Origin of the sequence: Micromonospora sp. A200 (assembly GCF_029893845.1) — a bacterium.
Taxonomy (GTDB): Bacteria; Actinomycetota; Actinomycetes; order Mycobacteriales; family Micromonosporaceae; genus Micromonospora; species Micromonospora purpureochromogenes.
This window is the reverse complement of record NZ_JARXXY010000023.1, coordinates 103,317-113,590: the sequence shown is the minus strand read 5'-3', so window position 1 is coordinate 113,590 and position 10,274 is coordinate 103,317. Positions and strand designations below refer to the sequence as shown.

Below are 10,274 nucleotides of genomic sequence, written 5' to 3'. Positions count from 1 at the left end.
GGGGCCGCAGACGCCGGGGCGCCCCCCGGGCCCCCCGGGGCGGGGGGGGGGGCGGGGGGGGGGCGCGGCCCCGCCCCCCCCCCCCCCACGCCGCAACCGGGGTGGATCATCCGGGGCGGCGGTCGCGGTCACTCGAAGAGGCGGCGGATGACCGCGCGGGCGGTCTGCTCGGGGTCCCGGCCGACCTCGGGCGGCAGGGCGCCGGCCAGCCAGAGGGTGGCGAACCCGTGCACGATCGACCAGGCGGCCAGGGCGTCCCGGTCGGGCTCGGCGGCGGGCAGGGCGGCCAGTCCGCCGCGCAGCACCGCGCGGGCCCGGTCCCGGGCGGCCCGCACCTCGGCGTCGTCGCCCCGGTAGAGGTCCGGCTGGAACATCACCTCGAAGTGGGCCCGATGCTCGACGGCGAACCGGACGTACGCCACGCCGACCTCCAGCAGGTCGTCGCCGGCCCCGCGCAGCTCGTCGGCGAGGCGGTCGTACCCCTCGACGGCGAGCGCGGTGAGCAGACCGGCCTTGTCGCCGAAGTGGTGGGCCGGGGCGGCGTGCGACACGCCGGCGCGGCGGGCCAGGTCACGCAGGCTCAGCGCGGCCGGCCCGGACTCCTCGATCGCCTGGACCGCCACGTCGAGCAGGGCCCGCCGCAGGTCGCCGTGGTGGTAGCCGCGCGTAGTCACGTCGGGCAGCATAACTTGCCAACGACAAGATGCACTGTCGGATATTAGTTTGGCCCCTGACGATCCGGGGGCTAACGTCAGCGCCGTGCACATGGAACCCCTGGCCCGATTCCCGGACGCGCTGCGGAGCGTGCCGATGGGGCGGCTGGTCTCGGTCGCCGGCCACCTGGTCAACCAGCGCTGGGGTCGCTACCTGTCCGAACACCACGGCCTCACGACCGCCGGGATGCGGGTGTTGTTCACCCTGTCCCACACCGGCGAGACCACCCACCGGGACGTCGCCGAGCGCTGCTTCGTCCGGCCCGCCACCCTCACCGGGATCGTCGACACCCTGGAGCGCGACGGCTTCGTCGAGCGGCACCGGGCGGTTGCCGACCGCCGTACGGTGCAGCTCGCCCTGACCGACAAGGGACGCGAGCACGTGCAGGCCCTCTTCGACCTGATCCACAGCGACACCCCGCTGACCTCCGTCGACGCCGACCCGGCGAAGAAGGCGGTGATTCGCGAGTTCCTGACGGAGTTGATTGTGACCATGTCCGACGGGGAGGACACCAGGTTGAACCCGGCAGACCAGGAACCCGACGAGGCGAGACCGGGAGGCCGCCCGTGCTGATCCGCCTACTGCGCGATCACCTTCGCCCGTACCGCCGGCCGCTGGCCGGGGTGGTGCTGCTCCAGTTCGTCGGCACGATGGCCTCGCTCTACCTACCGAGCCTCAACGCCGACATCATCGACCGGGGCGTGGCCCGGGGCGACACCGACTACATCATGCGTACCGGCGGCTGGATGCTGCTGGTCAGCCTGGTCCAGATCGCCTGCTCGGTGGTCGCCGTCTACCTCGGCGCGCGGACCGCGATGGCCTTCGGCCGGGACGCCCGGGCCGCCGTCTTCACGCAGGTCAACCGATTCTCCGCCCGGGAGGTCGCCCGGTTCGGCGCACCCTCGCTGATCACCCGCAACACCAACGACGTGCAGCAGGTGCAGATGCTCGTGCTGATGAGCTGCACCATGCTGGTCGCCGCGCCGATCATGTGCGTCGGCGGGGTGGTGATGGCGCTGCGGGAGGACCTCGCGCTCTCCCGGCTGATGCTGGTCTGCGTGCCGGTGCTGGCGATCGCGCTGGGCCTGGTCGTCCGGCGGATGGTGCCGGGATTCCGGGAGATGCAGACCCGGATCGACACGGTCAACCGGGTGCTGCGCGAGCAGATCACCGGCATCCGGGTGATCCGGGCGTTCGTCCGCGAGCCGTACGAGACGGACCGGTTCGGCGTCGCCAACGCCGACCTCACCGCGACGTCGCTGCGGGTCGGCCGGCTGATGGCCCTGATCTTCCCGGTGATCATGCTGGTGCTCAACGTCTCCAGCGTCGCGGTGCTCTGGTTCGGCGCGCAGCGGGTCGACGCCGACCAGATGCAGATCGGCGCGCTGACCGCGTTCCTGCAGTACCTGATGCAGATCCTGATGGCCGTCATGATGGCCACCTTCATGCTGATGATGGTGCCGCGCGCGGCGGTCTGCGCCGAGCGGATCGTCGAGGTGCTGGACACCGAGTCGTCGGTGGTGCCGCCGGCCGATCCGCTGATCGCGATGACCAGGCCCGCCGAGCTGGAGCTTCGCCGCGTCGCCTTCCAGTACCCCGGGGCGAGTGCTCCGGTGCTGCACGACATCTCGTTCCGGTCCGGGCCGGGCCGGACCACCGCCATCATCGGATCCACCGGCGCCGGCAAGACCACCCTGCTCACACTGATCCCCCGGCTGGTCGACCCGACCGCCGGCGCGGTGCTGGTCGACGGGGTGGACGTGCGGCTGCTGGACCCGAACGAGGTGTGGCGCCGGATCGGGCTGGTGCCGCAGCGGCCGTACCTGTTCAGCGGAACGGTCGCCAGCAACCTCCGGTACGGCAACCCGGACGCCACCGACGAGGAGCTGTGGCGGGCGCTGGAGATCGCCCAGGCGCGGGACTTCGTGGCCGAGATGCCGGGCGGGCTGGACGCCCCGATCGCCCAGGGCGGCACGAACGTCTCCGGCGGTCAGCGGCAGCGGCTGGCGATCGCCCGGGCGCTGGTCCGTCAGCCGGAGATCTACCTCTTCGACGACTCGTTCTCGGCGCTGGACCTCGGCACCGACGCCCGGCTGCGGGCGGCGCTGCGGCCGGTCACCGCGGACTCGGCCGTGGTGATCGTGGCCCAGCGGGTCTCCACGATCGTCGACGCCGACCAGATCATCGTGCTCGAGGACGGTGGCGTCGTCGGCAGGGGACGACACGAGGAACTGCTGGAGAGCTGCCCGACGTACGCCGAGATCGTCGCGTCCCAGCAGACGGCGGAGGTGCCGGCGTGAGCAGGCCCGACGAGCGGACCCCGCGGGCCGGTGACGGACGGGCGCCCGTACCCGAGCAGAAGGTCCCGGAGGCACGGACGCCGAAGCGGCTGCCCCCCGGCGGCCAGCGCGGCGGCCCGCCCTGGATGGGCGCCGCGATGCCGGCCGAGAAGTCGATGAACTTCGGTCCGTCGGCCCGGCGCCTGCTCGGCCGGCTGCGGCCGCACCGGCTCCAGCTGGCCGCGGTGATCACGCTCGCCGTGGCGAGCATCGGGCTCAGCGTCATCGGGCCGAAGCTCCTCGGCCACGCCACCGACCTGATCTTCAGCGGGGTGATCGGTCGGCAACTGCCCGCCGGGACCACCACGGAGCAGGCCGCGGCGGCGGCCCGGGCCGCCGGCAACGACAACTTCGCCGACATGCTCGCCCGGATGGACGTGGTGCCGGGCGCCGGGATCGACTTCACCGCCCTCGGCCGGGTGCTCGTCCTGGCCCTGGCGCTCTACCTGGCGGCCAGTGTGCTGATCTGGTGGCAGGGATGGCTGCTCAACGGGGTGGTGCAGCGGACCGTGCTGCGGCTGCGCGCCGAGGTGGAGGAGAAGCTCCACCGGCTGCCCCTGCCCTACTTCGATCGGCAACCCCGGGGCGAACTGCTCAGCCGGGTCACCAACGACATCGACAACATCTCGCAGACCCTGTCACAGACGCTCAGCCAGGTGCTCACCTCGCTGCTGACCGTGATCGGCGTGCTGGCGATGATGGTCTGGATCTCGCCGCTGCTCGCGCTGGTCGCCCTGGTCGCGGTGCCGGTGTCGGTGATCGTCACCCAGCGGATCGCCAAGCGGTCGCAGCGCAGGTTCATCGCCCAGTGGAGACACACCGGTGAGCTGAACGGCCAGATCGAGGAGGCGTACACCGGTCACGAGCTGGTCAAGGTCTTCGGTCGGCAGCGCGAGGTGGAAGCCGCCTTCCACGCGAAGAACGAGGAGCTGTTCCGAGCCAGCTTCGGGGCTCAGTTCATCTCCGGGATCATCATGCCGGCGATGATGTTCGTCGGGAACCTCAGCTACGTCGCGATCGCCGTGGTCGGCGGGCTGCGGGTGGCCTCCGGGACGATGAGCCTCGGCGACGTGCAGGCGTTCATCCAGTACTCGCGGCAGTTCACCCAGCCGCTCACCCAGATCGCCTCGATGGCGAACCTGCTCCAGTCCGGGGTGGCCTCCGCCGAGCGGGTCTTCGCGGTGCTCGACGCCCAGGAGCAGAGCCAGGACAGGGTTGCACCGTCCCGGGTCACCGGCCGGGTCGAGTTCGCACACGTCTCCTTCCGGTACGACCCGGAAAAGCCGCTGATCGACGACCTGTCGCTGGTCGCCGAGCCGGGTCACACCGTGGCGATCGTCGGCCCGACCGGCGCCGGCAAGACCACCCTGGTCAATCTGATCATGCGCTTCTACGAGCTGGACGCGGGCTGGATCACCCTCGACCGGGTGGACATCACCAGCATGCCGCGGGACGAGCTGCGCAGCCGGATCGGCATGGTGCTCCAGGACACCTGGCTCTTCGGCGGCACCATCCGGGACAACATCGCCTACGGCCGGCCGGACGCGACCGAGGAGGAGATCCTGGCCGCCGCCCGGGCGACCTTCGTGGACCGCTTCGTGCACAGCCTCCCGGACGGGTACGACACCGTCATCGACGAGGAGGGCAGCAACGTCAGCGCCGGCGAGAAGCAGCTCATCACGATCGCCCGGGCGTTCCTGGCCGAGCCGTCGCTGCTGATCCTCGACGAGGCCACCAGTTCGGTGGACACCCGCACGGAGGTGCTGCTCCAGCGGGCGATGGCGGCGCTGCGCTCGGACCGGACCAGCTTCGTCATCGCGCACCGGCTCTCCACCGTCCGCGACGCCGACCTGATCCTGATGATGGAGCACGGCCGGATCGTCGAGCAGGGCACCCACGAGCAGTTGCTCGCCGCGAAGGGGGCGTACCACCGGCTGTACCGGTCGCAGTTCGCCGGCGCGCTGGTGGACGACGAGGACGACGGGGTGGGCCCCCGGACCCCGTCGGTCCAGGGGGCGCTCTCCTCATGACCGGCTCAGGCGGCGGCCGGCAGCAGATCGGTCGAGCGGGCGGCGACCACCGCCCCGACCAGCCCCAGCGCGTCCGCGACGGGCATCGGGGCCAACCCCCGGCCGTCGCGCAGGCGCAGCGAGACCGACCCGTCGGCCGCCTCCCGGGCGCCCACCACCCCGACGTACGGCACCCGGCGGTGGGCGGCGTCGCGGATCCGGGCGCCCAGCGAACCGCCGGCGTCGACCTCGGCCCGCAGCCCGGCGGCGACCGCCCGGCGGGCGAGTTCGGCCGCCGCCCCCGCCTGCCCGGCGTCGACCGGCAGCAGCACCAGCTGCACCGGGGCGTACCAGGGCGGGAAGGCGCCCTGGTGCACCTCGATCAGGTAGGCGAAGAGCCGTTCCATGCTGCCGACCAGGCTGCGGTGCACCATCACCGGCCGCCGCCGGGCACCGGACGCGTCGGCGTACGACAGGTCGAACCGCTCCGGCTTGTCGAAGTCGAGCTGGACGGTGGAGAGGGTGGACTCCCGGCCGGCGGCGTCGACGATCTGAATGTCGATCTTCGGGCCGTAGAAGGCGGCCTCGCCCGGGGCCTCGGTGAAGTCGACCCCGTCGAGCGCCGCGCGCAGCAGTTCCTCGGCCCGCGCCCACTGGGCGTCGTCGCCGACGTACTTCTCCCCCGGCCCGCGCAGCGACAGCCGGAACCCGGCCGGGCGGACGCCGAGCGCGGCGTGCGCCTCGCGGATCAGCCGCAGGATCTCCCGCACCTCCTCGCCGACCTGGTCCAGGGCGCAGAAGTTGTGCGCGTCGTTGAGCGAGATGGCGCGGACCCGGGACAGGCCGCCCAGCACGCCCGACCGCTCCGCCCGGTACATCCCGCCCAGCTCGGCGATGCGCAGCGGCAACTCCCGGTAGGAGCGGCCGCGCGCCCGGTAGACCAGCGCGTGGTGCGGGCAGAGCGCCGGCCGCAGCACGAACTCGTCGTCGGCGCTGAGCCGCAGCGGCGGGAACATGTCGTCGGCGAAGTAGCCGAGGTGCCCGGAGCGCGCGAAGAGCTCCCGTTTGCCCAGCGGCGGCGAGTAGACGTGCTGGTAGCCGGCCCGTCGTTCCAGGTCGCGGACGTACTCCTCGACCGCGTGCCGGGCGGCGGCGCCGGCCGGCAGCCAGATCGGCAGTCCGGCGCCGGCGAGCGGGTCGGAGACGAACAGGTCCAGCTCCCGGCCGAGCCTGCGGTGGTCGATCATGTCGCTCTCCCTGCGGGTCATGACCCGGGAGCGACCTCGCCACGGACGCCGCGAAGCCCCGGGGCGGATCGCCCCGGGGCCTCGTCGACGTCGAACGTCAGTGCGGCGCGCCGGGGTTTCCCGGCGTCGTGGTCACCACCGCGCTGCGCATGCCCCGACGGTACGGTCCCGGCGCGCGGCGGTGCCAGCGAATTTCCGGCGCGCGCCGCCGGCCGCCCGGATGGGCGTCGGGGTGAACTGAGAAAAGGGGCGGGCCGCCGGCACGGGACCTGCCGGCGACCCGCGGCGGCCGGCTCGTCAGGAACGGGGGGCCCGACGCGCGTGCGGCCGCGCGCCGACAACGGTACGCCGAGGAGCGTGGATCCGCCGTCCGCATCCCGCCCGGATTCGACCCGTTCCGCCCGTCACCCCCGACCGAACTGCGTCGTTGCACCCAAGTGGCCCTGTCGTGTCCACCGTCACCACCGGCCGGGCCTGTCCCCGGTGACGGCGGACACGCCGTCAGGCTCGGGGGATCTGATCGGCCTTGACCGGCGAGGTGGCAGTCGTGCTCGAACTTCTCACTGACGTCGCCTCGCCGACGTGGGCGTACGTCGCACTGCTCGGCCTGCTGATCGCCGACGCGTTCGTGCCGGTCATCCCGACCCAGGTCGTGATGATCACCAGCGGCGCGCTGACCGTCTACGGCGGGCTCAGCCTGCCGGTGACCATCGGCGTCGGGGCGCTCGGCGTCTTCGCCGGCGACCTGGCCTGCTACCTGCTGGGCCGCAGCGCCCCCGACCGGCACGCGCCCCGGCACGCCGAGCCGAGCCGGGCCCGCCGGATGGCCGGCCGGGTGACCCGCGGGCTGCGCCAGCCGGGTCCGCTGGTCATCCTGCTCTGCCGGTTCGTGCCCGGCGGCCGGATGGCGGCCTGCTTCTCCGCCGGCCGCAGCAGGTACCCCTACCGGCTCTTCCTCTTCTACGAGGGTGCCGCGGCGACCGGTTGGGCGGCCTACGGCGGGCTGGTCGGCCACCTCGGCGGCACGGCGCTGACCGAGTCGGCCTGGCGGCTGGCGCTGATCGCTGCCGCGGCGGCGGCCGGGTTCGCGGCGGCGGGTTGGGCGATGACGCTGGTCGGTTCCCGCACCCACGGCGAGGTACCCGTCGACTGACGCCCGCCCCGCTCCGCCCCGACCCGGGGATCGCGCGGCGTGAGTCGTTGGTGTCATCAGGTCTGCAGCGTCCAGCGGCAGGGTGGCCCTCCCCACCGGCGGACCGTCGCCCACCGGCACTAAGGGTGGACCCCGGCCGCGATCTCGGTGGGCGTCCCCGATCCGCTTCGGGTCGTTCCGGCGACAGGCTGGCGGCATGCCCACGACCCGGAACCATGGCCTGGTGGCCCTCGGCGCGATCGCCCTGGCGGCGTTGCTCACCGTGATCGGCCACCTGGAGGTGAACGACGACCTGAACCCCTGGTCGCTGACCGTCAGCGACTTCGCCGTGTCCGACCGGGGCGGCGTCATCGACGTGGCGATGGTCGCGCTCGCGGTCGCCGCCGCCGTGCTGGTCCCCGCCCTGCGCCGCGTCCGCCGGTCCCGGACCGTGGGCGAGCTGCCGCTCGTCGCCGCGGCCGGCGGGTTGCTGCTGGCCGCGGTGGTGCCCACGAACGAGCCCGGCCTGCCCATGGACGCCGCCGCGTACCTGCACCGGTACGCGTCCGTGGTGACGTTCGTGGCGCTGCCGGTGGGTGGCTGGCTGCTCGCCCGGCGGGACGCGCTGCCCGGGACCGCGCCCTGGCTACGCGCCCTGGCGCTGGTCAGCCTCGCGCTCGCCGGGGCCATGATCTGGTCGGCCTACCCGGGCGACCGGCTGCTGATCGGGCTCGCCGAGCGGCTGCTGATCCTGGTCGAGGTGGGGCTGCTCGCGGTCGTCGCCACCGCACTGGTCCGCCCGGGTGGCCGGGGACGGGGCAGCGCCGGGCCGGCGGGCCGGCCCGGCGCCGCGGGGCTCACTCCAGCTCGTGGAGCATGAGCTGGCGGGCGGCCTCGGTGATCGACCCGGACAGCGACGGGTAGATCGTGATGGTCTGGGCCAGCTCGTTGACGGTGAGGTTGTTCTCCACCGCCATGGTGATCGGCAGGATCAGCTCGCTCGCCTTGGGCGCCACCACCACGCCGCCGACCACCTGGCCGCTGGCCGGGCGGCAGAACAGCTTCACGAAGCCGTCGGCCAGGTCGTCCATCTTCGCCCGGGCGTTGCCCGACAGCGGCAGCATCACCTGGCGGGCAGGCACCTTGCCGGCGTCCACCTCGTCCTGGGAGACGCCGACCGTGGCCAGCTCCGGGTCGGTGAAGACGTTCGCCGCCACGGTACGCAGCCGCAGCGGCCGGACCGCCTCGCCGAGCGCGTGCCACATCGCGATCCGGCCCTGCATCGCGGCGACGCTGGCCAGCGGCAGCACGCCGGTGCAGTCGCCGGCCGCGTAGATGCCGGGGACGTTGGTCCGCGAGACCCGGTCGACGGTGACGTAACCGCCCCGGGCCAGCTCGACGCCGTACTCCGCCAGCCCCAGGTCGGCGGTGTTGGGGATCGAGCCGACGGCGATCAGCGCGTGCGAGCCGGACACGAGCCGGCCGTCGGAGAGCTGGACCTCGACGCCGTCGTCGGTGCGGCGGACCGCGTCCGCCCGGGAGTTGTTGAGGATGGTCATGCCCCGGTTGCGGAACACCCGCTCGATGGCCATCGCCGCGTCGGCATCCTCGTGCGGCATGACCCGGTCCCGGCTGGAGACGAGGGTGACCTGGACGCCCATCGCGAGGTAGGCGCTGGCGAACTCGGCGCCGGTGACGCCGGAGCCGACCACGATCAGGTGCTCGGGCAGCTCGGGCAGGTCGTACACCTGCCGCCAGGTCAGGATCCGCTCGCCGTCGGGCACGGCGGTGGGCAGCTGGCGCGGGGTGGCGCCGGTGGCGACCAGGACGGTCGACGCGGCGATCGACTGCTCGGCGCCACCGTCGGCCGGGGTGACGATCACCCGGTGGGTGTGACCGAGCGTGTCCTCGCCCAGCCGGGCGGTCCCGGCCACGAAGGTCACCCCGGCCTTGACCAGCTTGGTGTGGATGTCGTCGGACTGGGCCAGGGCGAGCCGCTTCACCCGCTCGTGGACCGCGCGGGCGTCGACGGTGACCGCCTCCAGCCCGTCGGAGTGCACCCCGAACTCCTCGGTGTCCCGGTAGCCGGTGACCACCTGCGAGCTGGCGATGAACGTCTTCGACGGCACACAGTCGGAGAGCACGCAGGCGCCGCCGGCCCCCTCGGCCTCCACCACGGTGACGTCGGCGTCCAGCTGCGCGGCGACCAGCGCCGCCTCGTAGCCGGCCGGTCCCCCGCCGATGATCACGATCCGGCTCACAGCGCACGCCCCTCGTCGATGTTCACAGTGACTTTCTTCTCCCGAACGTGTCCGACACGCACCGTCGTATTCTCCCCCACCCGCCCGCCGGGCTATCGTCATCGCCGTGCGTCACTACGCCGCCTACGGCTCAAACCTCGACCCCGCCCGGATGCGCGCCTACTGTCCGCATTCGCCGATGGTGGGCACCGGCTGGCTGGAGGGCTGGCGGCTGACCTTCGCGGGCGAGGACGTGATCGGCTGGGAGGGCTCCGTCAGCACCGTCGTCGAGTCCCCGGGCGACCGGGTCTTCGTGGCGCTGTACGACATCCACCCGTACGACGCCGCGCAGCTCGACGAGATCGAGGGCGTGACCGCCGGCACGTACCGCAAGCTGCACGTCCGCGTCTCGACCCTGGACGGCGACGTCACCGCGTGGGTCTACGTCTTCGACGGGTACGAGGGCGGCCTGCCGACCTCCTGGTACCTGTCGGAGATCGCGAACGCGGCCGAGAAGGCGGGCGCGCCGGACGACTACGTCACCGAGCTGCGGTCCCGCCCCACCGGCACCGCGTCGGCGTAGCGCGTATCGC

At 73.1% G+C, this 10,274-nt stretch carries 9 protein-coding genes; 6 read left to right on the top strand and 3 right to left on the bottom strand.

The window, feature by feature from the left end:
- Positions 1-128: 128 nt before the first annotated feature.
- Positions 129-674 carry a TetR/AcrR family transcriptional regulator gene (locus tag M2302_RS22250; protein ID WP_280839781.1) on the bottom strand — a complete coding sequence of 182 codons (546 nt, stop codon included), beginning with the start codon at positions 672-674 and terminating at the stop codon, positions 129-131.
- Positions 675-765: 91 nt separating this feature from the next.
- Between M2302_RS22250 and M2302_RS22245 the strand changes: the two genes are divergently transcribed.
- From M2302_RS22245 to M2302_RS22235, 3 genes are all read left to right on the top strand, one after another.
- Entirely contained in the window at positions 766-1,287 is a 522-nt protein-coding gene (locus M2302_RS22245) for a MarR family winged helix-turn-helix transcriptional regulator (protein ID WP_280839789.1), read from the top strand.
- Positions 1,281-3,014 (top strand): ABC transporter ATP-binding protein, encoded by a 1,734-nt coding sequence (locus tag M2302_RS22240; protein ID WP_280839780.1) that lies wholly within the window; start codon positions 1,281-1,283, stop codon positions 3,012-3,014. The genes M2302_RS22245 and M2302_RS22240 overlap by 7 nt, the downstream gene beginning before the upstream one ends.
- A 137-nt stretch (positions 3,015-3,151) precedes the next feature.
- The gene (locus M2302_RS22235; RefSeq protein ID WP_280839788.1) at positions 3,152-5,083 is read left to right on the top strand and encodes an ABC transporter ATP-binding protein; all 1,932 of its coding nucleotides are present in this window, start codon (positions 3,152-3,154) and stop codon (positions 5,081-5,083) included.
- A 5-nt stretch (positions 5,084-5,088) separates the two neighbouring features.
- Here M2302_RS22235 and thrS read toward each other — a convergent pair whose 3' ends face one another.
- Complete coding sequence (thrS, locus tag M2302_RS22230) at positions 5,089-6,330, bottom strand: threonine--tRNA ligase (RefSeq protein WP_348529440.1); 1,242 nt, start codon at positions 6,328-6,330, stop codon at positions 5,089-5,091.
- Positions 6,331-6,856: 526 nt separating this feature from the next.
- On the opposite strand from thrS, the gene M2302_RS22225 reads away from it, so the two are divergent.
- Both M2302_RS22225 and M2302_RS22220 read left to right on the top strand, forming a co-directional pair.
- Positions 6,857-7,462 (top strand): DedA family protein, encoded by a 606-nt coding sequence (locus M2302_RS22225; RefSeq protein WP_280839778.1) that lies wholly within the window; start codon positions 6,857-6,859, stop codon positions 7,460-7,462.
- A 196-nt stretch (positions 7,463-7,658) separates the two neighbouring features.
- Positions 7,659-8,321, top strand: coding sequence for a DUF998 domain-containing protein (locus M2302_RS22220; protein ID WP_280839777.1), 663 nt, complete (start codon positions 7,659-7,661; stop codon positions 8,319-8,321).
- On the opposite strand, the gene M2302_RS22215 is transcribed toward M2302_RS22220, so the two are convergent.
- Positions 8,299-9,702: an NAD(P)H-quinone dehydrogenase gene (locus M2302_RS22215; RefSeq protein WP_280839776.1), complete on the bottom strand. Its 1,404-nt coding sequence runs from the start codon at positions 9,700-9,702 to the stop codon at positions 8,299-8,301. The genes M2302_RS22220 and M2302_RS22215 overlap by 23 nt on opposite strands.
- A gap of 106 nt (positions 9,703-9,808) precedes the next feature.
- On the opposite strand from M2302_RS22215, the gene M2302_RS22210 reads away from it, so the two are divergent.
- A complete protein-coding gene (locus M2302_RS22210; protein WP_154939618.1) occupies positions 9,809-10,264 on the top strand; it encodes a gamma-glutamylcyclotransferase in 456 nt (151 codons plus the stop codon).
- Positions 10,265-10,274 lie beyond the last annotated feature (10 nt).

What these genes read in the sequence shown, in the direction of transcription:
- M2302_RS22235 (WP_280839788.1), top strand. Translation starts at nt 3,152, where the DNA reads ATGCCGGCCGAGAAGTCGATGAACTTCGGTCCGTCGGCCCGGCGCCTG.
- thrS (WP_348529440.1), bottom strand. Translation starts at nt 6,330, where the DNA reads ATGACCCGCAGGGAGAGCGACATGATCGACCACCGCAGGCTCGGCCGG.
- M2302_RS22220 (WP_280839777.1), top strand. Translation starts at nt 7,659, where the DNA reads ATGCCCACGACCCGGAACCATGGCCTGGTGGCCCTCGGCGCGATCGCC.
- M2302_RS22245 (WP_280839789.1), top strand. Translation starts at nt 766, where the DNA reads ATGGAACCCCTGGCCCGATTCCCGGACGCGCTGCGGAGCGTGCCGATG.